General features: G+C 36.3%; 26 protein-coding genes. 18 read left to right on the top strand and 8 right to left on the bottom strand.

Annotation, left to right across the window (positions count from 1 at the left end; all coding sequences use genetic code 11):
* The first annotated feature begins 95 nt into the window (after positions 1-95).
* The 3 genes from SB679_RS18255 to SB679_RS18265 all read left to right on the top strand — a co-directional run bounded on the left by SB679_RS18255 (position 96) and on the right by SB679_RS18265 (position 2,984).
* Positions 96-593: a nuclear transport factor 2 family protein gene (locus tag SB679_RS18255; protein WP_410703729.1), complete on the top strand. Its 498-nt coding sequence runs from the start codon at positions 96-98 to the stop codon at positions 591-593.
* Positions 586-1,689, top strand: coding sequence for a serine hydrolase domain-containing protein (locus tag SB679_RS18260; protein WP_410703730.1), 1,104 nt, complete (start codon positions 586-588; stop codon positions 1,687-1,689). Before SB679_RS18255 ends, SB679_RS18260 begins: the two co-directional genes overlap by 8 nt.
* A 761-nt stretch (positions 1,690-2,450) precedes the next feature.
* Positions 2,451-2,984 (top strand): hypothetical protein, encoded by a 534-nt coding sequence (locus SB679_RS18265; RefSeq protein ID WP_410703731.1) that lies wholly within the window; start codon positions 2,451-2,453, stop codon positions 2,982-2,984.
* A 77-nt stretch (positions 2,985-3,061) separates the two neighbouring features.
* Here the strand turns inward: SB679_RS18265 and SB679_RS18270 are convergent, their stop codons facing one another.
* Positions 3,062-3,316, bottom strand: coding sequence for a helix-turn-helix domain-containing protein (locus SB679_RS18270; RefSeq protein ID WP_410703732.1), 255 nt, complete (start codon positions 3,314-3,316; stop codon positions 3,062-3,064).
* A 506-nt stretch (positions 3,317-3,822) separates the two neighbouring features.
* On the opposite strand from SB679_RS18270, the gene SB679_RS18275 reads away from it, so the two are divergent.
* Together SB679_RS18275 and SB679_RS18280 are read left to right on the top strand one after the other, a co-directional pair.
* Positions 3,823-3,990 (top strand): hypothetical protein, encoded by a 168-nt coding sequence (locus SB679_RS18275; RefSeq protein ID WP_410703733.1) that lies wholly within the window; start codon positions 3,823-3,825, stop codon positions 3,988-3,990.
* Complete coding sequence (locus SB679_RS18280) at positions 3,977-4,507, top strand: hypothetical protein (RefSeq protein ID WP_410703734.1); 531 nt, start codon at positions 3,977-3,979, stop codon at positions 4,505-4,507. Before SB679_RS18275 ends, SB679_RS18280 begins: the two co-directional genes overlap by 14 nt.
* Positions 4,508-4,634: 127 nt before the next feature.
* Here the strand turns inward: SB679_RS18280 and SB679_RS18285 are convergent, their stop codons facing one another.
* The 4 genes from SB679_RS18285 to SB679_RS18300 form a co-directional block, all read right to left on the bottom strand.
* A complete protein-coding gene (locus SB679_RS18285) occupies positions 4,635-5,120 on the bottom strand; it encodes a hypothetical protein (RefSeq protein ID WP_410703735.1) in 486 nt (161 codons plus the stop codon).
* A gap of 240 nt (positions 5,121-5,360) precedes the next feature.
* Positions 5,361-7,760 carry a hypothetical protein gene (locus SB679_RS18290; RefSeq protein WP_410703736.1) on the bottom strand — a complete coding sequence of 800 codons (2,400 nt, stop codon included), beginning with the start codon at positions 7,758-7,760 and terminating at the stop codon, positions 5,361-5,363.
* Between the two features lie 426 nt (positions 7,761-8,186).
* Positions 8,187-8,975 (bottom strand): PhzF family phenazine biosynthesis protein, encoded by a 789-nt coding sequence (locus SB679_RS18295; RefSeq protein WP_410703737.1) that lies wholly within the window; start codon positions 8,973-8,975, stop codon positions 8,187-8,189.
* 33 nt (positions 8,976-9,008) lie between these two features.
* Entirely contained in the window at positions 9,009-9,374 is a 366-nt protein-coding gene (locus tag SB679_RS18300) for a winged helix-turn-helix transcriptional regulator (RefSeq protein ID WP_410703738.1), read from the bottom strand.
* A 118-nt stretch (positions 9,375-9,492) separates the two neighbouring features.
* Between SB679_RS18300 and SB679_RS18305 the strand changes: the two genes are divergently transcribed.
* From SB679_RS18305 to SB679_RS18345, 9 genes are all read left to right on the top strand, one after another.
* A complete protein-coding gene (locus tag SB679_RS18305; protein ID WP_410703740.1) occupies positions 9,493-10,098 on the top strand; it encodes an FMN-dependent NADH-azoreductase in 606 nt (201 codons plus the stop codon).
* A 397-nt stretch (positions 10,099-10,495) separates the two neighbouring features.
* Positions 10,496-11,011 carry a methylated-DNA--[protein]-cysteine S-methyltransferase gene (locus SB679_RS18310; RefSeq protein ID WP_410703741.1) on the top strand — a complete coding sequence of 172 codons (516 nt, stop codon included), beginning with the start codon at positions 10,496-10,498 and terminating at the stop codon, positions 11,009-11,011.
* Positions 11,012-11,025: 14 nt separating this feature from the next.
* Positions 11,026-11,697 carry a DNA-3-methyladenine glycosylase family protein gene (locus SB679_RS18315; protein ID WP_410703742.1) on the top strand — a complete coding sequence of 224 codons (672 nt, stop codon included), beginning with the start codon at positions 11,026-11,028 and terminating at the stop codon, positions 11,695-11,697.
* Positions 11,698-11,857: 160 nt separating this feature from the next.
* Positions 11,858-12,988: an alpha/beta hydrolase-fold protein gene (locus tag SB679_RS18320; RefSeq protein WP_410703743.1), complete on the top strand. Its 1,131-nt coding sequence runs from the start codon at positions 11,858-11,860 to the stop codon at positions 12,986-12,988.
* A gap of 225 nt (positions 12,989-13,213) precedes the next feature.
* The gene (locus tag SB679_RS18325) at positions 13,214-13,807 is read left to right on the top strand and encodes a Crp/Fnr family transcriptional regulator (RefSeq protein WP_410703744.1); all 594 of its coding nucleotides are present in this window, start codon (positions 13,214-13,216) and stop codon (positions 13,805-13,807) included.
* 658 nt (positions 13,808-14,465) lie between these two features.
* Positions 14,466-14,642 (top strand): hypothetical protein, encoded by a 177-nt coding sequence (locus SB679_RS18330; RefSeq protein WP_410703745.1) that lies wholly within the window; start codon positions 14,466-14,468, stop codon positions 14,640-14,642.
* Positions 14,643-14,692: 50 nt separating this feature from the next.
* A complete protein-coding gene (locus tag SB679_RS18335; RefSeq protein ID WP_410703746.1) occupies positions 14,693-15,562 on the top strand; it encodes a hypothetical protein in 870 nt (289 codons plus the stop codon).
* A gap of 10 nt (positions 15,563-15,572) precedes the next feature.
* A complete protein-coding gene (locus tag SB679_RS18340) occupies positions 15,573-16,406 on the top strand; it encodes a hypothetical protein (protein WP_410703747.1) in 834 nt (277 codons plus the stop codon).
* 10 nt (positions 16,407-16,416) lie between these two features.
* Entirely contained in the window at positions 16,417-17,322 is a 906-nt protein-coding gene (locus SB679_RS18345; protein WP_410703749.1) for a hypothetical protein, read from the top strand.
* A 163-nt stretch (positions 17,323-17,485) separates the two neighbouring features.
* Here SB679_RS18345 and SB679_RS18350 read toward each other — a convergent pair whose 3' ends face one another.
* Positions 17,486-18,520, bottom strand: coding sequence for a terpene synthase family protein (locus SB679_RS18350; protein WP_410703750.1), 1,035 nt, complete (start codon positions 18,518-18,520; stop codon positions 17,486-17,488).
* Positions 18,521-18,667: 147 nt separating this feature from the next.
* Positions 18,668-19,684, bottom strand: coding sequence for a terpene synthase family protein (locus SB679_RS18355; RefSeq protein ID WP_410703751.1), 1,017 nt, complete (start codon positions 19,682-19,684; stop codon positions 18,668-18,670).
* A 556-nt stretch (positions 19,685-20,240) separates the two neighbouring features.
* Here SB679_RS18355 and SB679_RS18360 point away from each other — a divergent pair.
* The 4 genes from SB679_RS18360 (at position 20,241) to SB679_RS18375 (ending at position 22,802) form a co-directional block, all read left to right on the top strand.
* Positions 20,241-20,582, top strand: coding sequence for a helix-turn-helix domain-containing protein (locus SB679_RS18360; protein ID WP_410703752.1), 342 nt, complete (start codon positions 20,241-20,243; stop codon positions 20,580-20,582).
* A gap of 133 nt (positions 20,583-20,715) precedes the next feature.
* Positions 20,716-21,507: an SDR family oxidoreductase gene (locus SB679_RS18365; RefSeq protein ID WP_410703753.1), complete on the top strand. Its 792-nt coding sequence runs from the start codon at positions 20,716-20,718 to the stop codon at positions 21,505-21,507.
* Positions 21,508-21,582: 75 nt separating this feature from the next.
* A complete protein-coding gene (locus SB679_RS18370) occupies positions 21,583-21,984 on the top strand; it encodes a GlcG/HbpS family heme-binding protein (RefSeq protein ID WP_410703754.1) in 402 nt (133 codons plus the stop codon).
* Between the two features lie 14 nt (positions 21,985-21,998).
* Positions 21,999-22,802: a helix-turn-helix domain-containing protein gene (locus SB679_RS18375; protein ID WP_410703756.1), complete on the top strand. Its 804-nt coding sequence runs from the start codon at positions 21,999-22,001 to the stop codon at positions 22,800-22,802.
* A gap of 57 nt (positions 22,803-22,859) precedes the next feature.
* Here the strand turns inward: SB679_RS18375 and SB679_RS18380 are convergent, their stop codons facing one another.
* Entirely contained in the window at positions 22,860-24,461 is a 1,602-nt protein-coding gene (locus SB679_RS18380) for a tetratricopeptide repeat protein (protein WP_410703757.1), read from the bottom strand.
* Positions 24,462-24,463 lie beyond the last annotated feature (2 nt).

A 24,463-nucleotide genomic window follows, 5' to 3' on the forward strand; every position in this document is an offset into this window, starting at 1 on the left:
GTATTTAGATTACTGGGATGCGGGTGTATATATCAAAAACGTAAAATGATTAAATTAATGCATCTTGCAAAGTATAAATGTTTAAAAATTAAAAAATGAACCTTAAAATTATCGGCTTGACACTTTTCGTATGTCTGCATGCAAATACGCTTTTCGCTCAAAAAAAGATCCCCGCTTCGGCTGACCAACTTTACAAAGATGTGGCTAAAGCGGACAGTCTGTTATTTAGTGCTTTTAATAATTGTGACAGCGTGGCTTATCGTAAATTTTTAAAAGACGACATAGAATTTTATCATGACTTGGGCGGTTTAAACGTTGGTGCGGATTATGAAATGCGATCTATCAAGGAAATGTGTGCCAGAGGAAATCATATCAGGAGAGAATTAATCAAAAGCAGTTTAGAGATATATCCAATTAAAGGGTATGGTGCTGTTGAAATGGGAGTGCATACATTTTATCACACGAACAAAGGTCAGACACAGGAAAAAGTCAGTGGAACCTACAAATTTGTTCAACTTTGGCAGTTCATAGACGAAACCTGGAAATTAGCTAAAGTAATCAGTTATAGTCATAATGAGATGCATAATGATTAAAAAGCTCATTTCTGCTCTGGTTTTGGTCTTACTGGTATCAGCTGTGCATGCTCAAATTAAAACCCTAAATGGAAAGACAATCTCCCAGACAGCTCTTGATCAATTTCTAGCATCCCAAGTAGGCCCAGCTGGTTTGCCTGGCTTGTCCTTAGCGATCATTAATAACGGAAAGATTGTTTACCACCGGGCTTTGGGAACAGCAAATCTAGAGACTCAATTACCTTTGAATAACCAGTCCGTTTTTGAGGCTGCTTCTTTATCAAAAACGGTTTTTGCTTATTTTGTATTGCGGCTCGTTGATCAGGGCGTTTTGAATCTGGATACACCATTGTATAAGTACATGCCTTATGAAGATATAGCCGATGACGAACGGTATAAATTAATCACCGCAAGGATGGTTTTGGACCATACCTCTGGTCTTCCAAACTGGCGCACATCAGATTTTGCAGATAGTACCAGACATATCGCCAAAGGAGCACTATACCTTAAATTTAAACCAGGGACAGATTACGCTTATTCCGGTGAGGGTTATTATTATCTGTCGAAGGTAATTGCAAATCTCACAAAAAACAACCTAACCACTTTAGACTCTTTTTTTCAAAAAGAGGTCTCAATACCATTGGGTCTATCTAATGTTTGGTTCAGTAGTAATCCATTTATTACTAATCATAAAGTTACTGGATACGTGAATGGTAAAGCGATTCACCGCTGGCCTGGTTCCTTGCCAAAGCAGGATTCAACTTGGTTTGGAGCAGCGGGAGGCCTCCATACTGAAGCTGTAGGCTACGCTAATTTTTTAATAGCACTGATGAAAGGTAAAGGACTAAGAAAAAAGACGGCCAACGAATTATTCAAGGTACAGATAACACTTCCGGCCGGAGGAGACTTTGATGGTGACACTGGATGGGGATTAGGGATTGGTATCAGACCGGGGTTTCAAGGAAACGACTATAATCACAGAGGAAACAATGGAAATTTTCAGTCCTATTACCGTATTAACCGAGAGCAGCAAAGCGGCTACGTTTTTTTTACCAATTGTAACAAAGGCGGTGATTTTAATGAACGGCTTGAAAAATTCTTTCTGACAGGCAAGTAATTTAGAAGTTTAATCTAACGAAGATTGCTGATTACGTTTTAGGAACAAAGGAATAGCTGAAAAATGCAATGAAGATATATCCAAATCCTACTACAGGAACTATTAATCTTACCACTCATTCAATTCCGGAGAAAATTGAAGTATATAAGGCTTTGAGGCAAAAGGTTAAAGTGTTCCAGAATGATCCTGTCAAGCTCACAAAAAGTTTCTATTTTAGGGACTTTTTGTTTTTTTACCACTGAATATTATCGCTGCTGCACGATTGTATCGTGTGTCTTTGGCTTTTAGATGATAGTATTAGAATGTTTGATGTATAATACTTAAACCACGAAAGGATTTGTACGGTAGCAGGGTAATTTGGATGGTTTATTTCCGTCTATTATATCCTATATCCCTTTACCCCGTTCCATAATCCTCTTCAGGGAGTATAATAAGTATCTACACAGACTTGGATAACCGTCGGAAGGCCGTTCGGAAGTTCTCATACCCCCTTATCTAAGGGGGTAGAAATGGTAGGGTAAGGGGTGGGCGACCGTATATCAACGGTCTTTAGGCCGTTCGGAAGACCCGCCAGAGGGTTGGGAAAGTACCTGGAGACTCTTCGGAAGGGCCTAAAGGCTTTCTGGTGGGGTTTTGTTGGGCTTTAGGATGTTTTTAATGCTTAAACCACACGAAAGGATTTGTACGGGAGCGGGGAAAAATAAAAAGTTTGTGAAGTCATCTTAATCCATTATTTTTGCGGTTATTAAAACTAGTAATTAATGAAAGATATAAAGGAAAATTGGCTCAGTAAATTTGTATTTCCTGTTTTTATAGGATTTTTAACTGTTTATTTCAGAGAAGCTTTAGACTTTAAGGTTATAACTGAATTTTTAGGAAATAACTCTAGTAAATTCGCAAACTTCTTTAATTCACAATTGTATTTGTGGCAAATAATATTGTACGGTTCATTAATATATTTTTTAGCAAAGTTATATTCAAAAATATTTAATTCAAGAAGCAAAGAAGAAAGGAGAAAAGCAAATGCTATAAAAAGTTATCCTCCTGTGTTTAAAGTAAAAACGGTAGATAATGAAAATTACCATATTAAGTTTAAGTTGAATGTGAGAGATGAAGATTATGTTTTTGACAAATTCATTCCATATTGCGAAAATTGCCAAAGCGAACCCATGCGTATGACAAGATATAATTTGACGGAGTTTAGATGTAGTTGTAGAAGACAGTTAGATCATACAATTGTTAGAGATATCAAAAGCCATATTAAAACTGAAGTTGAAAAATATGAAATAAACTAGATGACTCAAACCGAACACACCGAGTACGACCGCCTCACTCACGAAATGGAGCTACACTTTATAGCTCTTTATAGGATCTATTTGATAATTTGATGTATTTCTATGTCAAAGTCAAATAATTCTTTTGCTGTTACTTCTAACCCCCTTGCTAATTCCAGAACAGTAGACATTTGAATGTTTCTTAATCCTTTCTCAATCTTACTAATGTCACTATAATCAATGTCGCAGTTTTGTGATAATTGTCTCAGACTTAAATTTTTTTTATTTCTTAATGTCTCAATTCTCTTTCCAAAACTTTTTAAAAACTCGATTTTTTCAGGTGTTAAAGTCATGTAAATATTAAATAAATAGCAAGTTCAATAGAAATGCATAAAAAATAGTGGGTACAATTACCCACTTTAAATCTTTTTTACTACATTTGTAAAATAAGCTACAATAAATGTAGCTTTGCGATACTTCAAAGAATATTAGAAGCTATTGCTTAGAATCTCGTATCAGAAAACTGGTAATTTTTAGCACACGGGAAGATAGGCAGGAAGCTCACGACCTAGGCGTGGGTTCTCTTATCTGTGTGCACGGTATACCAGTACCTCTGATTCAGATATTGTAGAGTCCCATGCCGTTTTTATTTTATGCAGTTCTGCTTTTCTACAATCATCCTTTTTCTAAGCCAGCTTTATCATATACAGTATCATGATCTGTTACAATGGGGTGTACAGTCCATTGAGGCTTTTAAGCTTTAGAAAAAACACAAATTCTATCATATTTTTTTGGTAAGAATATACAATGCTGCACCAAACTATATGGTCTGCTGTCATTCAGAATGTAACGAAGTGAAATGAAGAATCTAATCTATAAACGAGATTCCTCCTTCGTCGGAATGACAGCAGGTGTACAATTGTATACAATACCCTTTATTTTTTGTCTTGTATGGGCAGGAAGTTCAGCATTGTCCGGACTTCCTCCTTTACAGGCAGTAAAAACATACACCCATGAAAAAAATTAAAACAGACTTTGAAACCCATCTTTGGGCAGACAGCAGGAAGCGCTCCGGACTCCAGCTGATGGAAACCTTTTTTCAACTCAATGACTTGGCTGCTTCTAAGAAGACATTACATAACATTATGAACCACGCGGTCAAAAAGAACAGTTGGATCAAAGAAGATCCGTCCATTCTTTTTCACTTTCGGCAGTCGATGCAGTCGTTTGTCCGTGCGGGGTATCTCATCACGCTGAAGGAAAAGAAATGGATTATCAATACGAAGCTGGAAGATGTTTCTCCTTTGGTGTTGGGCTTGCTTTCGGAGAAAGAATACCAAAATCCGATGCTGGTATTTAAAAAAGCATTCAAAGAGTACAACATCAAGGAATTTGATTATTTCATGTCCGGAATGGTCTATTTCTCACTCGGAATCTACGATCACCTCCCGGAAAGGAATATCGTCAATCCCTACATTCATCTGATTAAAATGCTGGATGCAGCACACCTCATTTTGGAAAGGAGAGAGAAGAAATACCATTAACCTGAGTTGGGGTAAGGAAGTTAGGATTGAAGGGTAAATGCTTAATAAAAAAACACCTCTCTATTATGGAAGGTGTTTTTTGTTTTGATGATCTCAGTTTATTGCTAATAAATTATCTTAACCGATTTTATTTTTTTGGCTTCAAAGAAAAATTATCTACATATACTGCCTGATGCACTCCGTTCAGCATCACTTTCAATCCCAGATTTGAATCTTTTTTCAACGAAATATTAACTACTTTTTTACCTCCTGCTATTTTGGTGGGTTTAGCTATTGAAACATAAGATTTTGGATCAGAAGTATTATTGATTGAAAATAGCTCTAGTGTGGTTTCTCCACCATTGTCTGAAATATCAAGGCTCAGGGTATATGCTCCTGCTTTAATTTTTGGAGTTATTAAATACATATTTTCTCCGGGGCTGTTCATTGAATAAAAGGTAATCTTTTTTTCACTGGCATACAGCATCGCTTTTCCTTGTTGAGCAGTCCAACATTTATTGATGTCTTTCCAGGTATCAAAATTTTCAGTAAGTGTAGATACCGTTTTACACTGTGCGTTTACTGTTGCAAATCCTCCTAAAGCTACGATTCCAGCAAATACGATTTTTCTCATATGTCTATAATATTATGAAGTAAAAATAAGTAAAAAAGCTTGTATTGTAAACCTGTTGTTTGATAATGTAGGATAATTTTAATCTTCTTTTGTAGGTTACAGATCATTTTGTTGAAAAGGTAAAAAAGTTTTGAGACTTTTTAGGTTGAATCACCAATTTTATCAGATTATTACTATAGTTAAAGTCATTAAAAAAGCCTTTCAATACTCTTGAAAGGCTTTTTAATTTGTTAAAATATATTATTTCAATATTTTTTTATCATAAAGCAGATTGTCGTCTTCATCAAAGCTTATGATAAGTACTTTGAATTGTTTTGCACTGTCGTTATTATAAAATTTAATTCTCGGTGGAACATAATCACTATCAAATAAATTAGGATTCCAATAGAGTGTTTCCCGGGTGTCATTTTCTATTTTCGTTGGTGCATCATCATCTAACATTTCAATAGGAAATTCTGAAGGCTTATCATAACCTTTTATGACAGATAGGTTGGTATTGGGTGCTTGTTTTTCATTACTTTTCGGTTTCATATTACCTTTCATGGTATAGATTGCTACGGCATTATCTATTAATCCTGATTCTTTGATGATTTTCACCATAGCAATATTGCTTGTAGGAAGGCTTGCAATCATACTGGCATCAGTAAGTACTTCATCTAAATACAGCTTAGCTTGACTACCACGAATGTAGGGAACATTCACCCCTGAATTATCTCTTTGAAATGTTAAGCCGGCGACTCTTCCCTGCAGCCAGTCTAATATATTGTTTGATCCGGCGGTATTTTGGTCTTCATTTACAAAGTCAAATATCGTAGAATTGATAGAACTGAACATTCCACTGGCCAGCTGTTTGTTTAACTCTTCTTTTGGGTCTTGTTTTTTTCCGACTAATTTTACTTCTTCAATTTGTACATCAGCATCCGCCGTTTTTTTTATGTTTTTCTGAGTGTTGATGGCTCTGGAAATTGCCGGAGACATTTTTTTATTGCCAGTGGCTTTTACCAGTTTGTATTTTGTACTGGGGAAACTGCCGTTAAATTGTGTGGGATTTACCAATGGTTCTACTGTAACGAATAAATTATCAGTATTTGATTCCTTATTATTTTCTGAATTTACAAATAAGGAAACATTCAAAGGTTCATCGTTGCTAAGATTGTTTAAGTAAATGTATCCATTTTGATCTGTTTTAAATGGATTTAGAACGGGATCATTTTTACCTAATTTCAATACTAAATTTACACTGGTGTTGATCAACAGAGCATTATTTTTAATAGGTTTTACTCTATAAGAAAGGAATTTTTGAGAATTGGGTTTAATGGCTGGTACAGCTCCGCTAAGTAAGGAATTCCAGTCAAATCTTTTCCAGTTTTCAGAAATAAGCAGCGCGTCCAAAGCTTCAGTATTGGTATTTGTAGAAAAATATTGTGCCGGTGCGTCTATTTTTGAAGTAAAATCTCCTGTTAGCCAAAGACTGCTCAATATATTTTCTTCTTCAGGATTGTTGCTTCCGTCATCTTCACTTACCAAAACAGTATAGTTTTTAAAAACGGACTCCGGAGAAAGATCAATGCTATTGAATGATCTTGGCGTTGGCTTTAGATTCTGACCTATAATTTCTGCTTTTTCAATCTTTAAATTATTGGGTTTTATAAAGCAAAGTCGTTTTGCAACCAAATTTTCCTGTTCATCAAAAATAGCTAACTGTAAAACACCATTATTTCCATTGCTGATTTTTGTAGGGATGAGACTTGAAATTTCATTAGTTAATTTACTGATATTTGCTTTATAGACAAGGTGGTTGTTAAGCGTTCCAACAATTTTATAATTTTGAAGCTGTTGTTTTAAATTGGCTCCTTTTAAACTGTATTTGATCCCGTCCTTAGAACTGGAAACTTCTACATTCACACCACTATCTGCAACGGGTGGCAGATCTATTGTTTGGCTTTTTCCAGTTTTATCTTGAATGATAGCCTGGTATTTTTTTCCTGAAGCTGGAGTTATTTTAAAAGACGCAACATTTTTATCAAAAGAGGTAAATGTAGTGATAGAAACGTTTGGGTTTTGTTTGTCTATGATTTTTCCGGTCCAGTTTTCCGGCAAAGAAGTATCGCTTGATAATCGTACGGCAAATTTCGTAGGCATACCGTTAATGAAAGTTCCGCCTTCCGGAAAAACTTTAGCAGACCAATCAGAATTTTTAGCAATCTCTAATGTTTCAGCTGTGTTGGGATTATAAATAGGAATCGTTTTAACAATCTGAAAATCTTCACTGAAATTGGTCATGTAAGGAGTATAGGCTCTTACGAAATAAATTTGCTCAGGAAGGTCTTCTTTCAGTTTAAAATCTCCGCTGCCTTCACCGTTGGTTAGGAGTACCGTTTTCCAGTCTATCAGTTTTTTATCAGAATTGTACAATTCAACAAATAGAGTGGTAGATAATGCAGAACGGTTATAACCATCAAATACAAAGCTTTTAAACCAGATTTGGTCACCAGCTGCATATTGTGATTTGTCGGTAAGCAGATATACTTTTTCCTGTTCGTAATTATCCTCAAGATTGGTAATTGCTTTTTCTAGTTTAGTTTGTGATAGTAAAGGTTGCACACTTGAAATAAGCAATAAAAAGAATATATTTTTCATAGAGACCTTAGCGCATTTTTAATCAAATGCTAAATTACTCATTTAAAGATTTCAAAAACTGATATTGACCTTCTAATTTAAAAAATTAAGGAGATTTTAATTCTTTTACCTGTTTATTTCTCATTTTTTCACTTAATAAACATTTCCAGTCGCAGAATGACGCCTTACAAACCTCTACTGGTGGCGGATATTTCATCGATGAACAATTTCTGAAATGATAAGATGGGAAGCGTAGAAACTACGGAGATAAGTTATGGTAGTATGGATGTTTTCCCGCATTTCAATCTGGATACTTTCTCAATTAAAAATATCTCTTCCAAAATTAATTGAAAGAGATATTAAAGTTGTTTTAAACAAACATTGCAGAAGTGAACACTCTTATGGAACTGTATTTATTATTTATTCCAGGGACCTTAATCCGTAATTCTATTCCGTCCAAAAGGTTCCGGTAGAATATGTTTTTGCTCGTCCGCTGATGATAACCCGGTCTCCTTTGTCTTCACAAAATAATGTTCCTATCCTGTCAGAAACCTGAAGGGCATGAAGCTCTTTTTTATGAAGCCGTTCCGCCCAAAATGGAATTAAAGAACAATGGGCTGAACCTGTTACAGGATCTTCCAGAATAGATGCTTGCGGAGTGAAAAATCTTGAAACAAAGTCACAATGGTCGCCTATAGCTGTTACAATTACTCCGCCTGGATCAAGATTGATCTGGTCAAACAGCTGCCTGTCAATAGTAATATTCTTAATATCAGTTTCACTATCATATACCAAAACATAATCTCTGGACTTTAAAACTTCTTTTGGTTTAATATTCAGTGAGCGTTCAATATTTTCAGGTAAGGTATCGGGTGATGGCATCCTCGAAGGAAAATCCATTTTGTACAGCCCGTTATCAGCCAAAACCGTTAAGTCGCCGCTTAAGATTTCAAAAATAATTGTATTGCTTTTGTAATTAAGAAGTGTTTTTAAACAGTGTGCGGTGGCAAGAGTTGCATGACCGCATAGATCCATTTCAATTTCGGGGGTAAACCAGCGTAAATGTATTTTGTCGCCCTTATCTACTAAAAAAGCTGTTTCTGCAACCGCATTTTCTTTAGCTATTTTCAATAAAATGTCATCTGCTAACCATTGGTCAAGAGGTACCACACACGCCGGATTTCCACCAAAAACTTTGTCTGTAAATGCATCAATTTGATAAAGATTATGTTTCATTTATTGTTTTTTAATTAGTACGGATAGATAGATTTACATTGTCTCTTTAACCTTGTTTCTGTGCTGTTCGCCCCAAGCACTTAATTCTGATAAAACATTTTTTAAGGTATGGGTATATGCTGTCGCTTCGTAAATGATCGTAACAGGAGTCGTAGGAAAGACTTTACGTTCTATAAAGAAATTAAGCTCCAGGTCTTTGAGCTCATTGGATAATACCTTTGGAGAGATGCCTGTCATTTCTTTTTGAATCTCGTTAAAGCGCTTTGAAGACTGTACCAGGCAAAGTATTAATGCCAGCTTCCATCTTCCATTGAGAACGTACATGGCATCAAGCACATTCTTGAGGGCATGATTACATTCCGAAGTGGTTGGAAGTAATTTGTTTTCAGCTGTTTCCATGATAGCAAAGATAAGGACTTTCCTGAAGGTAAGCGCTATCCTTTGGGTAACTGCTAACTTATGTAAAGTGAACGGTTATACATTTGTCTAGTTAAAATCATTAAACAAATACAATTTTATGACACGTATTCTTCATTTGAAATCAAGCCTGATGGGCAAAGAATCATACAGCATTAAACTGGGTAATGCGATCGTTGAACAAATACAGAAAAAGTATCCTGAAAATCAATTGGAAGAACTGGATCTGGTGGAAACAGAAATGCCGCATCTGAGCCCGGCAGTGCTGCGTACTTTTTTCACACCTGCTGATCAGCTTACAGAAAAAGACAGAGAATCGATTGGCCTTTCTGATCAACTGGTACAACAATTACTGTCTGCTGATAGTATCGTGATAGGTGCACCCCTTATCAATTTTACGATCCACAGCTCATTAAAAGCATGGATTGATCATATCACCAGAGCCGGAATCACTTTTGGTTATGGTGAAGATGGCCGCCCTGTCGGCAAAGTGACAGGCAAGAAAGTATATATTGCAATGTCTTCCGGTGGAGTATATTCTGAAGGTCCGGGAAAAGAAAATGATTTTGTTGTCCCTTATCTGAAAGCTTTTCTTGGATTTTTAGGAATGACGGATGTGACTGTAATCCGGGCTGAAGGACTGAAAGTTCCTGGTCTGAAGGAATATGCCTTAGAAAATGCAATAGAAAGTATCCAGGTCAATTGATAAGGATTTTAATCGTAAATGCAGTAAGAATATATTTTTAAACCTTGGTACTCCGCCAAGGTTTTTTAATATTCCAATCGATAGTCAAATTACGAAATGGAATTTACTTAAATAAATCAATGTGTCTATTTAATAATTATCTTTATAGTATGAAGCAGCAGGGACAGATTGTTATTGATAAAATAGTGCTATGGGATTAATCAAATTATAGAAGAGGCAGATATTGCAAAGCTTCCTTATATAAAAACACTTTGAAACAAAAAATGATGCTGAAAGACGCTGTTATAGCTTCTTCTGTATGTAAAAACCAGGACGCAACCCAATCTGCAAAAGAAATAATCCGAAAGCTGATCTGAGATAAAGCCCATAGGGGATTATTACAATTTTTAAAAGTATAATGATAGAAGATCACAAAAAATTACGATACAAAGATGTTCATTCTCCGGTGGGGCTGATCAGGCTTATTACTTCTGATAGAGGGCTCGTGGCGGTTTTATGGGAAGGAGAAGATTATAAAAGAACAAAACTCTCCGTTCCTGTAAGAGAAGATGACGATCCAATCCTGTTACAGGCTGAAAAACAATTAACAGAATATTTTGAAAACAAAAGAAAGACTTTTGATATCCCTCTGGATTTCAAAGGCACAGATTTTCAGGTTAAAGTTTGGGAAGCATTATTAGAAATACCTTATGGCGTAACAAAAACGTATGGAGATTTGGCCCGGATTCTCGGTGATATAAAAGTGGTACGTGCCGTGGGAGGGGCTTTGAATAAAAATCCGGTATCCATTATTGTTCCCTGCCATAGAGTGGTAGGTGCCTCGGGTAAGCTTGTCGGGTTTGCAGGAGGTTTGGGAAACAAATCTATCTTGCTTGATCTTGAGAAAGGCTTTACCATGCCCACATTATTTTAAGCTAAAATATACTTATGAAGAAAAAGACAGTTCCTGCCATTCCAATAGAAGAAACAACCATTTTCAATACTGAAAATTTTCATCAGCTCTGTGAATACCTGGCCAGTCAGGATGATGATCTGAAAACCATTTTAATCACGCACGGATATCCTCCGATGTGGACCCGTGAAAATACTTTTGAGACCCTTGTTCATATTATCCTGGAACAGCAGGTTTCCCTGGCTTCAGCATTGGCTGCTTTGAATAAATTAAAAGAAAAAACAAAGGAAATCACTCCGGAAAGTATTCTTACATTGACTGACGAAGAAATGAGAGAATGCTATGTCAGCCGTCAAAAAAATATCTATATAAGAGGATTGGCAATAGCTATTATAAATGGTAATCTTGATCTTGAAAAACTACCGGAAATGTCCAATGATGAAGTTCGTGAAAAATTGGTGAGCTTAAAAGGGATTGGAAACTGGACTGTAGATGTATATCTGATGTTTACCCTGCAAAGAACCGATATATTTCCTGTTGGAGATCTCGCAGCGGTGAATGCATTAAAAAAATTGAAACAGCTTCCCCCGGAAATTACAAAAGAAGACATTCTTCAGATAGGCGAACAATGGAAGCCATTCAGGTCGGTAGCCTCCATGATACTCTGGCATTATTATCTTTCGGCGGCTGGAAAAAAGAACACTTAATGAATATTATGACAATTTTAAACTAGAACATGTGTCAACCGGTTTTTATGTCTATTGATCATAACACAATGCTTGATTGAATAAAGATTATTCAAAATAGAGAAATTCCTATTGTAAGCATAAATCCTTACATTACACTACTTTTTTTAAAACGAATTCAATGCAGTACTTAAAAATAATAACTTCCATTATTGGTTTATGTTCATCTATGGTATTTTCCCAACATTATACAACCTCCTCAACCGCATTGGAAGGAAAGGAATTTCCAAAGGTTGATACTGAAAGAAATGTTCAGCTTAAAGTATATTTTCCGGATGCGAAATCTGTTGTATTAGAGGGGGGAGACGGAATGAAAAATCTACAATCCTCCGCTACTAAAGATAAAGATGGCTTTTGGAATATTACTACCTCGCCAATGGAAATTGGGTTTCATTATTACTGGTTTAATGTGGATGGCAAACGTACCAATGATCCCAATACAGAGCTTTATTTTGGATATGGCCAGCCCACAAGCGGAATTGAGGTTCCTTCCGGTGAAGATTTTTTCTTTGAGAAAAATGTAAAACACGGGAAAATTGTTGATCATACTTTATATTCAGAAGTTACCCGCGGAAAACGAAATTTCAAAGTCTATCTTCCTCCAAATTACGGGACTGAAAAACTCCCGGTTTTATATCTTTATCACGGGACTGGAGAAGATATCACGGGTTGGGAAAAACAAGGCTATATCAGGAATATTTTAGATAATCTTTTTGCTGAAAAAAAAGCTAAAGAAATGATTGTCGTGATGGATTACGGAGTTGCACTGAATCCTGAACAAGAAAAAAAGCCGGACGATTATCCAAGGACGGTGGTTTCTGCCAAAAATCTTGATAAAATTGTCGTTCAGGAGTTGATTCCCTACATCGAAAACACGTATAAAACCAATGGTAAAAAAGCTATTGCAGGGCTTTCCCGCGGGAGTTATCAGGCGATGTTGATCGGAGCCAATCATCCCGGCTTATTTTCAGCAATCGGTTCTTTCAGCCCCGTTATTTATGAAGGAACAGAAAGCGAGCCTTTTAAAGAGCTTCCTATCAGTGCATTATTGAAATCAAAACAAAAGCCTTTCTTTTTTATCGGAATCGGGGAAAAAGAGGAAGCCCGGTTTTTTGAATTTAATCAAGCCATCATTACGTATTTTAATCAAAATAAATATCCGTATTCTCAATATACATCTCCCCAAACTTACCATGAATGGCTCACCTGGAGAAGATGTCTTTATCGGTTTGCACAAAATATTTTTAAATAGTTTGGGTAATTATGATGGGATAAAAAGGTCTATTATTTTAGGAAAAGAATCATGAGTTTGTGATTTATAAAAGCAATAATTATTTATTTGTATTAATATTTCACTTATAATATGATTATTATTCAGTTGAGTTGTAGTATTATGGTGATGTGGCTTGTTTTTTGATAAAGAAAAAACACCAATTCTTATGAAAAAAACGCATTACTTAACTATAAACTTTAGGATATGATAATCAATGAAGATCTTTTATTAGCTTATGGGGGCGAATATGTAAACTACTTAGCAAATGAAGTTATTTTCAGTGAGGGAAGCCTTCCAAAATTTTATTTTCAGATTGTAAATGGTGTTGTAGAATTGAACAATTACCATGAAGACGGTAAAGAATTTACGCAGAGTATTCTTTCTGACGGACAAAGTATTGGTGAATCATTATTGTTTAACGAAAAAATGTACCCGATGAATGCTGTGGCAAAAACCCAATGTACCCTGGTAAAGCTTCCGCAGGCAGATTTTTTTTCGCTTATCCAGCAAAATAAGGAGGTAATGATGAACATGTTTAAATGCATGGCAGACAGGCTGTACTATAAATATTTAATGCTTTTCAATATTTCGTCTGCTGATCCTCAGTTGAAAATCAAAACGATCATGGATTATTTAAAATCAACGTCCAATGATAGTACCCAAACTTTTCAGGTGCCTTACACAAGACAGCAACTTGCTAATCTTACCGGACTGCGTGTTGAAACTGTAATCAGAGTAGTAAAAAAAATGGAAAGTGAAAATATTGTTAAAATAGAAGACCGGAAAATATTTTATTAAACTAAAATTTCTTCGGTTTAAAATAACAGCCTCAATAACCTCAAATTATTGAGGCTTTTTCGTTAGTTATCATTTTTGATGTATTTTTATGAATACAAAATAATTTAATATTTTATTACGGTATAATTTATTAGTAACAGAGCTATTTTCAACAGGTTTCTCTGTGATTATTTCCGAAATTATTACCTGTACTATTTTGATTATTTAATTAAAAAATGTAATGTTGCAATCAGTATAGTGCTATTTGTCAATGAATTAGGTTTACTATTTTTTATTAAAAAGTAATAATGATCTATTAAGTTTCTAATAAAACGAAAAAAAAATTGATTTTAATTCAATAATGGCATCTATATCTTAGAAAAAACAAAACAACAAATGATCGAAAAAAGTATTCTATTATCTAATGGTGGGATAATTGAACGCCCAAATAGGGATTCATATCAATTCCATAGACTATCAGTAGGACCACAATTCAGTCCGAATGTAAAAGGACAATGCGATGTACAACAATATCAGTCTTGGTCCTACATATCTTTCCAGAGAAAAATTAGCCTATTTATATAGTAACAGTTCAGCTTCATAATTGTATTCAACAGATTATGACACTTTTGAACTTTTCTGCGAGCCTTTATATAAAAACGTAATTAAATATAAATAAATGAAAAAAAAGATGCAATTGCTTTTGCTGTCAGGTTTATCGTTAATTTCTGCCAGTATAAAAATCAAAAAGAGAAATTCTGAAAGAATCCGTAATGCAGTAGGAGTCGATTTCTTATTAAACCCTCATAATAGAGTACAATTATCTTCTGAATTCAGAATATTGGCCATAATTTAAAATTTTAATTTCCTATAATGATGAATAAAAACACACAAAAATTATTACTCTTGTTACTCCTCAATTGGTATATGAGTATCACGTATGCGCAAAATGGGATTGGTACTTCAAATCCACAAGGAGCCTTACATGTAGACGGTGCTAAAGATAATGCTGCTACAGGAACACCTACGGCAGTACAGGCGGCCAATGACGTGATTGTTAGCAAAACGACTGGTTTTATTGGAGTAGGGGTGATCAATCCACAGGTAAAGCTGGATATGAGATCAGTAAGTACCGAAAATGCTTTAGGATTAGGAACTACGACAATGACTGCGGTGGCGGCCGGTGCCGGAGCAGTTCGATATGATGTGGCAAATACTCCGGTCGGAGCCAAAATTGAAGTTTCAGATGGCTCTGTATGGAGCAAAGCGTATGTTGCCCCTCAAAAAGCAGTGGTCGTTGTACGTAAAATTTCAAGCCAGTCAATACCACAAAGTACAGCGACTACCATTGTAAATTGGAGTGTAGTACGTGATATGAGCAGCAGTTTTACTGCCAGTACAGGTGAGTTTACTGCCCCTCGCGATGGTACCTATACTTTTTTATTAACCTTTAATTTTAATGGGGCTGTCATTGCTGATGGTACCAGAGTCGAATCACAGTTCTATAATCCTGTAACCAGTACTGTTTTGGCCAGTGTTTATAAAACATTTGGCCAGTCAATGACCGGAACCTCTGATGATGCTGGTTCTACGCGGTCAACACAGGCCGGAGGCTCAAGTACCGTTACTCTTACCTTAACTGCCGGGACGAAAGTGGTAGCAAGGCTATACCAAAACCTTATTGCGGGTGCTGTTGCATTAAGAGTTACCACTGACGCTTCAGACCCGACAAATCCGGATGACGGGTTTAATAATTTAACCATTATAGAACATTAAAACATAGATCATGATAAAGAAATTTAACAGTATATATAAACTCCTGCCTGGTATTTTAATTTTTTCTGTGAGTACTGCAGCAGCACAAACAGGTTTTTTTACCCCAAATCCAGTACATCCTCTACAGATTGATGCTGCAAAGGATAATGGGGCAGCTCCGGATGCCACAAAACTTTCTAATGATGTAGTTGCAACAATAGATGGTAAACTTGGTGTTGGTGTTTTAAATCCTGTCACTAAAGTAGATCTTCGTTCCCCGGACAATAAAGGGATCGTTGGTCTTGGGACCAGTACTCAAACTCCTGCTGTAGCCGGTGCCGGTGCTATACGATATAATGCGGGTGGATTTTTAGAATATTCTGATGGTGAACAATGGATTGCTTTGCCACTGGCTCCTCCCACCAAAGCTCTTGTAAATGCAAGTAACAGTACTTCCCAAAACATAACAACCGGTACTTCTACCTATATCACCGGTTGGACCGAAACCGTGGATGTAGGCAATAATTTCAACAATAATGACACTTTTACAGCGCCACGTGACGGGTTCTACCTCGTGTCTTTCAGTATTACCTTAGCCAGTGGAAACATCCCTAAAAATACCTTTATAGAAACGGCCATAGAAAGCAGCCAGGTTACTGACAATATTCCAATTTATAAAACAGTTAATTCCTATCCTGCATTTCAGGCTGGCGCTGTAAGTAACTATATAAGCGGCAATTGTAATGCTATCTTTAACCTTAAAAAGGATGACACCATAAAATTTAGTGTAAAACATAATATAGGAAGTACAAGAAGTATTTTAAATGACGGGAAACTAAATAATTTAAGCATTAGCGAATTGTAAAAACATAACAATGATGATAAGACACAATACAATAAAAAAATGGGCAGGTACCTTTATACCTATGTTATTTATAGTTACACAGGCCAATGCTCAAATTGGTTTTGGGGTACAAAGCCCTGTAAATCCTGTTGAAATTAAAACTGATGCCGGAAATGTAATTGTAGATAATACAGGAAAAGTGGGGGTAATGGTTGCTACTCCCAAAGTAGCAATAGATTTGCGAAGCGGTACCAATGGTTCTATGGCATTGGGAAATACGGATAAAACGGCCGATCAGGCAGGAGCAGGAGCATTACGGTACGTGGCAAGTCCGGCAATCGGGGTAAAAGGATATCTGGAATTTTCTGATGGTACCAACTGGGTTAGTTTTTACCCAAAAGGAAAACCGCGTATTCTGGTGATGGCCAAAAAAACGACACAAGATACCTATCTATTTGAAAGTACAGTACCGTCGGAAATCGGGACTAAATCAGGAATCGTTCAGCGTAGATCATCGTATTTAACGAATTGGACGGAAGTATTTGACTCTGACTCGGGAGTTCCAACCTCTAATTTCACTCCAGCTACGGGGGAGTTTGTGGCACCGCGTGCAGGGGTATATTTTGCAACCTTTACGTTTGCATTGCAGGCTAGCCAGGTAAATACGGGCGGAAATAACCAGACTGAAGCTATCTGGGAGGTAAGAAACCCGGCAGGTACAATTACACAAAGGGTAAAGACAAATAACGGATACGCTTCAGATACCGGAGGGAATACAGTTCCTGTAGGTTCAGCCTGTACAGTAAGTGTTTATTTGAATAAAGGAGATAAATTAAGACCTTTCACCTGGATTACAGTAGGATTTGACGGTACAGTAAGTCTGTTTGATGTTTCAGGAAGCGGAGTTTACAATGCACTCACCATTGTCGAGCAATAAAACAGATCAAACACTACATTATTTAATAAAGTACTGTTATAAAATCTTTATTAAATACCATAATGTAGCCTTAATTGAAAATAATAAAAGCCTTTACATATGTAAAGGCTTTTGTATTTACTGACATCCGACAAGGAATTTTCCAGGGTTACAGATCACATGTTTATAAATCTTGTTCTTTTACAAAAATGCTGTGCGGAATCACAATATCATCTCCTTCTCTGGCATATTTAGGAACAATGAATGCTTTAGATTCATATCTTTTAGTCCCGGAATTATAATACCAGTTTGCGCAACCGCTAATCTGCAGCTTAATGTGATACACATGATTATAGGCAACCTCTTGGAAATCTCCAAAATCAGGAAGAGATTGATGCAGATCATCCAGCTCCTGGCAGTATTCATCATGCAGCCTCATGGCCTCCGTACAGGCTTCCTGATAAGAAAGTTTATATTGATTTCTCAGGATGAAAATAATATTCAGGCTTTCATTTTCTATTTCGAGCTCTTTGATCAACGAAGCAAAGTCATTCTGGATCACAATTACCAGAGATAGCAACTCTCTGCAACGCTGTATCACGGGATGATTATAAATATGAACAGGTAGGGCAAAATTAACGGCAGGATCTATCAGATCACCATATGGCCACATTCCGATTGAGTATTTCCGGAAACTAAAGTAATGTGCAAGTAAAGGATATGTTCGTTTTTCTGCCTGTTTGAAAGGTATTTCTTCCATCATACCGTACATGATGAATTCATAAAAATTAATTGCAACACGGTCTATCCAAAAACGGGGCATAAACGTTTCCCATTCTTTTCTTGCCTGTGCCATCTGCCGCAGGATGCCAATTTCGTCTTCACGTGGATCTTCACCCATCATTACTTCATATACCCGGTTTGCGATGGTTTCCAGTTCTTTTGCCGGTGTCATCCCGAAAAAATCATCAAAAATAGTGATGTAGATCATCAGTCGGGCACAGGGGCGCATGCGTTCCATGCTGTCGCAGGTTGGATTCATGTACGTGGCAACTCGTGATAAAAACTGGGGCTTACATCTTTTTATTCCCTCTTCAGAAATAAAAGTATAATCATTATCATACCACACTTTTTCTTCATCATCAAAAGCATTGGCAATAGGACTGTTAATGGTTACCCAGGGGTAACGGCATTGTGGAAGTATAAGTTCTTCTCTCATGGGTATTCTTTTAGTTATTGTATTGTCGGAAATTCCCAGACAGGACCGGATGGTTTAAACCAACATCTTCAAATGATCCTTGCAATGGGAACTTCCGGCGGTTTTGTTATGTATACGTTTGAAAATGCACTATTCTTGTTGAAGAACCTAACGCACTTGTTTCAGTTTATCTTTTAATTCCGCTGCTCCGGGAAATTCATCTTTGGTATAGCGGTCCAGTTTTGTAGATATATTCTTCCATCCGCTCAGTACCATACTCATATAATGTACCCAATTGACCACTGCATCCTGCCATATTCCAAAATCGGGAAGAGAGGACTGCAGCTCTACGAATTCTTTCAGATCTTCATTATGAAGTCTAAGGTCTTCAAGACAGGCTTCTTTCAGGGATATCTGGCGTTCGTGCTGGATAACTTTTACAATATTGTAATAAATGCTGTCGGTAGCTTCATCTTTCAGTACCGACTGTACTTCATTGAAAAAAGTAACCAGATGACAGGCTAACGTTTGCAGGCGGATAATTACAGGATGTTCATGGATTTCCTGTGGGAGGATAATCCCGGTTTCCAGTTCTGTAAGCTGCAGGAAAGGGTAGAGGCAGATAGAGTTTTCACGCAGCGCAATACATTCCTTTATACTGGGATAGGATTTGTTTTTCTTGTATTTTAACTCGGTTTCTAAACCTGTAAAGTACCGGCTGATCATTTGTGTAAAGCGGGAAACGGATTCCTGTGGGATAAACTCTAACAGTTCCAGTCTCAAGGTGGACAGCATGGATCCTAAAGGAATTCCCGAATCTTCAGCACTGATCTCGCCGTTGAGTATGGCAATGGATTGGGCGTGAACGTATCCAATATCATTAGGATCACATTCTTCATAAAGATCATCGTTGTATAAGGTCCACAGCATCAGTCTGCAGATAGGCTTAAACCGTTCCGGGGATGCAGTAGGGAACCATTGCGCGGCGATATGCGCTGTTTTGGTTTTTTTGTACTTCTTCCGAAGATCAGGATTCTGCTCATAGAGCCATAAATATTCCCCGTCGATCCAAAACTTTTCAGTAAGCTCCTGGAGCTGTTCGGCATGTGGGTTTTTCAATGTGGGGAATGGGTACCTGAACTGTTTACGGAGAAGTTCAAGGGTGTTGAAATTTTCAGTGTTCATTTTGTGAAGTTTTTAGGTGTTTTAGTTTTGATCTAATATATACTTATATTTTATTATGGCGAAATATTATATCACATAATGATGATATTTAACATTTTAATACTAATATATGATAGTATTAATCAGTATTTTAGAATGAGAAAAAATGATTGATTAATATGTGGAACTCAAAATATCTTTGTCTGTTTTCAATATTTCAGCCATGTTTTTTTCTCGATTTTAACATAAGAAACCTTCAGAATAAAAAATTGAAGCAAAAAAAAGTATAAGTACATGTGCTTTTTGGATTAGTTCGAAAAGCGTAGTGGCAACTCATGGCCTGTCCCTTTAGATTATAGATAAAAAGGCATATCCATTGAGTAGAGACTAACATCAATGATGATTTTATTTACTGTGAAATATTCTGAATTTATTACATAATGTATTATGAACAGACCAATTAAATCTATAACGTTACAGATATTTTTTTGATTACGCTTAATCTCTATGACCTATGAAGCCCAAAATAGGGAAACCTATTTCTAATGTATAATTATAAATGATTTTATTAAATAGAATGAATATAAAACACGATGGAAAAACAGTACCGGATTATAAAAAAATTTATACCGATCTGGTTAATGAAAAATATCCTGAGAAAAAAGAAGAATATAAGGCTATTTTGTCTAAAGAAAACTTTTCAATATTAGATGTCATTGAGTGTAATAAAATTCTTTTTACAAAAGAAGATAAAAATACCTTCAATTTTAATCAAAAACACAGGACATACGATCGGGATACGATACTTGAAATATTAGACTATCAGAAAAAGTACCGATGCAATAACAGTCAGCTGGCCAGACATTTTAAACTCAGCAGAAATACGGTAGCAAAGTGGAAAAGAAATTTCCAGGTATAAACAATACCTGCTTTTAGGCAGACAGATTAAAACTTTGAGCTTGTAAGCAATATAATATTGAACTTTCTACCAATATCAGGTCTCCTCAGATATTTGAACTTTGCAGCAATACTTAATATATAAAAAACAAAAAATGAGTAAAACAATTTTAATTACAGGTGCAGCAAGCGGATTTGGAAAAATCGCTGCATTTGATCTTGCAAAAAAAGGACATAAAGTAATTGCTACTGCGCAGGTATATCCTCAGATGAGCGACCTGATAAGAGAAGCCAAAGAGCAGGGAATAGAACTTACCGTAGATAAATTAGATGTTACCAATGCCCGTGATATCGCCTATATTCACGGGAAATACGATATCGATATTTTAATCAGCAATGCGGGAATCATGGAGGGCGGTCCTATTGCGGAACAGCCGATTGATCTTATCCGTTCTATGTTTGATGTGAATGTTTTCGGTGCACTGGATTTAGCCCAGGGTTTCATTAAAAAATTTATCGGTCAGAAGAAACCGGGAAAAATCGTATTTACGACTTCAATGGGTGGATTGTGGACCGTGCCGTATGTTGCAGCTTACTGTGCATCAAAACATGCGATGGAATCTATTGCCGAAGGGTTAAAGACAGAATTGGCGGAATTCAATATCAAGATTGCAACGTGTAATCCTGGTGTATTTGGTACCGGCTTTAATGATCGTGGTGTGGATACGATTTCACGTTGGTACAATCCTGAAACTAATTTTACTCCGCCTTCAGTGTTTGATGGTACGGCTGAATCACTGGCACACCAGCTGGATCCTCAATCTATGGCAGACGTTATTGTGAATGTAGCATTGGATGACAACAGCAATTTCAGAAACCTGCATCCTAAAGAAACAGAAGATTTTGTAAAACAATTGCAGATAGATGCCTGGACTGTAAAAAGCTAGGTTATGAGATTTCAGAATGCGCACATATTCTTTATTATTTGCGCATTTTTTCTAACATTAACATTAAAAAATACGATGAATATTACCTACAATGAAGCAACAAAATCTTTACATGCTTCCATAGAAAAAGCGAAGTCATTACAAATTCCTGTGAGTCTGGCAGTAGTAGATACAGGCGGACATCTGGTTGCGTTTGCCCGGGTGGACAGCGTATACGGAGTGATTGATTTTGCCATTAAAAAAGCAAGAACAGCAATAATGTTTGGGGTAGAGAGTGATAGTATGGGAACCATCATTGCTGGTGCAGCGATCCACGGATATGGAATGCTGAACTCTAACGGAGGACTTTTAACGATTACTGGCGGGATAATAATCAGGAATAAAGATGGAGATATCATCGGAGCGATTGCTTCCTCCGGAGGAACTCCGGCGCAGGATAAAGAAATTGCTGGTGCCGGTGCAGATATATTTTCTTAGATTTAAGCTCTAATATGGAAAAGAGCCTTGAAATAATATTTGATAAACTGGTGTACTCGTGTGCATTTGAACAATACAGAGGTGATGAGGAATTTGTTCCTGATCACTTTTTAGGTTTTCAGATATCTGGAGCAACCCATACATTCCACGATCAAGGGACTACGGTTATTAAAGAAAATACCGTTGTATTCGTTAGAAAAAACCAGCTGATAAGAACGATCAAGCATCCCTCTAAGAAGGAAAAGTATCAATTTATTTCCATTACTTTAGACCGGGAAATATTACAGAAATATGCGTTGGAAAACGAAATCAGTACGGATGCATCATTTTCTGACCATGAAAAACTTTTTTTTAAATCTGATGAGTTTTTCACTTCTTATTTTGCTTCTCTTCAACCTTATATTGATAAAACAAAAGAAGGTACTCCCAGACTTGCAGACCTGAAGATCAGAGAAGCGATAGAACTTCTGCTGCAAAGCAACCCTGACTTCAAAAACCTGCTGTTTGATTTTTCTGAACCTTATAAAATAGACCTGCAGGAATTTATGAATAAGAATTTTATGTTTAATGTATCACTGGAGACTTTTGCGACACTTACGGGGCGCAGCCTTTCGGGTTTTAAACGTGATTTTAAGAAAATATTTGATATAACACCTAAACAGTGGCTTCGGGAAAAAAGGCTGGAAGAAGCCTATTATCTGATCAAACATACCAACAGAAAAGCCGCTGACATTTATCTGGATTTAGGATTTGAAAACCTGTCACATTTTTATTATTCTTTTAAACAGAAGTTCGGAGTCAGTACAACAGAAGTTTAAATAATATTGAAGATTTTATTATTCATATCTGCTGCAGATTATATAACGTGTCTGATTTTATACTGTTTCTTGTTTTTTATCGTCTTTTTTGAGTTGATTGATAAAGTAAGAAGGGGTAACGCCGGTTTCTTTTTTGAAGATCACCGCAAATACTTCTCTGGAAGAAAATCCGCAGGCTTCCGCCAGATAGCTGATCTTGTATTCCCTGAAAATAGGGGTGTCGTATAACTTGTTGATAATGTATTGTATACGAAGTCCGTTAAGATAATTATTGAAGTTTTTATCTTTGTGCTGCTTGATGATTTCCGAAAGGTACCTGGGATTGGTGTTCAGTGAGTTAGACAGAGCAGTGAGATTCATATCTTTTTTCAAAAACTTCTCGGATTTTTCAAATTTGGAAAGTTTATGTAAAAGGGAAGCTGTGGTATCCTGAGAGATCATCATGTTGTTTTCGTTGATTTTATCCTCTGTTTTTACTAAAACGGGTTCAGGCTGAACTGTTTTTGCTTCATTCTTAAGATGATCAATAATAGTTTCATATCTTTTATGAAGCTTATTTTGATTTCTTTTCCAGAAAAACCATCCACCCAGTAAAAGAGCAATAATAATCGCTGATACTGTGATTAGTATTTCTTTTATGGTATTTGAATGTTGTTCCCCTTGTTTTTCCATCATATTCTGTACAGGAGTGTTGATGGTTTTCTTCTCTGCGTTCACAAGGCTGTCATTCAGCTTAGTATAGAGGTTCATGTATTTCTTGGACTGCTCCTTATCTCCAAGTTCCACAAAGGATTTAAAGTATACCTCATAAATATCCCTGCGGATATAAGGCAGACCTACACTTTTTTCCAGGTTTTCAGCCTGTTCTGCATAATAGATTGCTTTTTCATATTTTTTCTGATCATGATACAGCCATGCAAATTCGTTCAGGGTAGTTATTTCGAGATCTTTATTAATGAGATATTTTTTATTCTGACAGATTTCCAGCGCTTTTGAAAAATAGGTTTCAGCATCTTTTATATGCTGTGTGGCAACGCTTGTTTTACCTAAATTGATATAAGACAGGGCAAGTGTATAATATTTTTTATTCATAAACTCCTTGTTGTCTTCCAGTAAAATGGCAGCTTCTAAACATTTTTTCTGGTAGTGTATCACGGAATCTATCGGAGCGTTGATATGGGCGAAATAACTCGCTAAGCCGGTATATATTAAAGCTTTTTGATAATTTTTGGAATTTTTAGAAGGTATTTTTTCTGCTATCGTTAAAGCTTCTTTAAATTCTTTAAAACTCTGATCATTAAAGCCCAGTTCTGTATAGGAAGCGGCTCTGAGTCTGTAGGTGTTAGATAATGACGTATTATCACTTGCTTCAGCTGCTAATTGTTCAGCGTCTTTGCTCAGATCTATCACTTTTTTAAAATTTCCTGCTTCAAAATATTTAGCCATCAATATAGTGGCGCTTTCCAACATTCCTTTCTTGTAGCCTGCACTTTTAGAAATACTATAGATATTTTGAGAAAGTTCTATAGCTTTATTAGGCTCGGATGCGGACAATAGTTTTGCTTTTTCTATTTCGGTATCAATCTGTAATGGAGTATGCAATTGTGCATGAGCAAAACCGAATATAAGGGCCAGAAAGAAGAAGATATTTCTTTTCATTG

The organism is Chryseobacterium sp. SIMBA_029, from assembly GCF_046535275.1.
Classification (GTDB): Bacteria; Bacteroidota; Bacteroidia; order Flavobacteriales; family Weeksellaceae; genus Chryseobacterium.

Bases quoted from the DNA above. Each gene is read 5' to 3' on its own strand.
- SB679_RS18255 (WP_410703729.1), top strand. From the start codon at position 96: ATGAACCTTAAAATTATCGGCTTGACACTTTTCGTATGTCTGCATGCA.
- SB679_RS18260 (WP_410703730.1), top strand. From the start codon at position 586: ATGATTAAAAAGCTCATTTCTGCTCTGGTTTTGGTCTTACTGGTATCA.
- SB679_RS18265 (WP_410703731.1), top strand. From the start codon at position 2,451: ATGAAAGATATAAAGGAAAATTGGCTCAGTAAATTTGTATTTCCTGTT.
- SB679_RS18270 (WP_410703732.1), bottom strand. From the start codon at position 3,316: ATGACTTTAACACCTGAAAAAATCGAGTTTTTAAAAAGTTTTGGAAAG.
- SB679_RS18275 (WP_410703733.1), top strand. From the start codon at position 3,823: ATGAAGAATCTAATCTATAAACGAGATTCCTCCTTCGTCGGAATGACA.
- SB679_RS18280 (WP_410703734.1), top strand. From the start codon at position 3,977: ATGAAAAAAATTAAAACAGACTTTGAAACCCATCTTTGGGCAGACAGC.
- SB679_RS18285 (WP_410703735.1), bottom strand. From the start codon at position 5,120: ATGAGAAAAATCGTATTTGCTGGAATCGTAGCTTTAGGAGGATTTGCA.
- SB679_RS18290 (WP_410703736.1), bottom strand. From the start codon at position 7,760: ATGAAAAATATATTCTTTTTATTGCTTATTTCAAGTGTGCAACCTTTA.
- SB679_RS18295 (WP_410703737.1), bottom strand. From the start codon at position 8,975: ATGAAACATAATCTTTATCAAATTGATGCATTTACAGACAAAGTTTTT.
- SB679_RS18300 (WP_410703738.1), bottom strand. From the start codon at position 9,374: ATGGAAACAGCTGAAAACAAATTACTTCCAACCACTTCGGAATGTAAT.
- SB679_RS18305 (WP_410703740.1), top strand. From the start codon at position 9,493: ATGACACGTATTCTTCATTTGAAATCAAGCCTGATGGGCAAAGAATCA.
- SB679_RS18310 (WP_410703741.1), top strand. From the start codon at position 10,496: ATGATAGAAGATCACAAAAAATTACGATACAAAGATGTTCATTCTCCG.
- SB679_RS18315 (WP_410703742.1), top strand. From the start codon at position 11,026: ATGAAGAAAAAGACAGTTCCTGCCATTCCAATAGAAGAAACAACCATT.
- SB679_RS18320 (WP_410703743.1), top strand. From the start codon at position 11,858: ATGCAGTACTTAAAAATAATAACTTCCATTATTGGTTTATGTTCATCT.
- SB679_RS18325 (WP_410703744.1), top strand. From the start codon at position 13,214: ATGATAATCAATGAAGATCTTTTATTAGCTTATGGGGGCGAATATGTA.
- SB679_RS18330 (WP_410703745.1), top strand. From the start codon at position 14,466: ATGAAAAAAAAGATGCAATTGCTTTTGCTGTCAGGTTTATCGTTAATT.
- SB679_RS18340 (WP_410703747.1), top strand. From the start codon at position 15,573: ATGATAAAGAAATTTAACAGTATATATAAACTCCTGCCTGGTATTTTA.
- SB679_RS18345 (WP_410703749.1), top strand. From the start codon at position 16,417: ATGATGATAAGACACAATACAATAAAAAAATGGGCAGGTACCTTTATA.
- SB679_RS18350 (WP_410703750.1), bottom strand. From the start codon at position 18,520: ATGAGAGAAGAACTTATACTTCCACAATGCCGTTACCCCTGGGTAACC.
- SB679_RS18355 (WP_410703751.1), bottom strand. From the start codon at position 19,684: ATGAACACTGAAAATTTCAACACCCTTGAACTTCTCCGTAAACAGTTC.
- SB679_RS18360 (WP_410703752.1), top strand. From the start codon at position 20,241: ATGAATATAAAACACGATGGAAAAACAGTACCGGATTATAAAAAAATT.
- SB679_RS18365 (WP_410703753.1), top strand. From the start codon at position 20,716: ATGAGTAAAACAATTTTAATTACAGGTGCAGCAAGCGGATTTGGAAAA.
- SB679_RS18370 (WP_410703754.1), top strand. From the start codon at position 21,583: ATGAATATTACCTACAATGAAGCAACAAAATCTTTACATGCTTCCATA.
- SB679_RS18375 (WP_410703756.1), top strand. From the start codon at position 21,999: ATGGAAAAGAGCCTTGAAATAATATTTGATAAACTGGTGTACTCGTGT.
- SB679_RS18380 (WP_410703757.1), bottom strand. From the start codon at position 24,461: ATGAAAAGAAATATCTTCTTCTTTCTGGCCCTTATATTCGGTTTTGCT.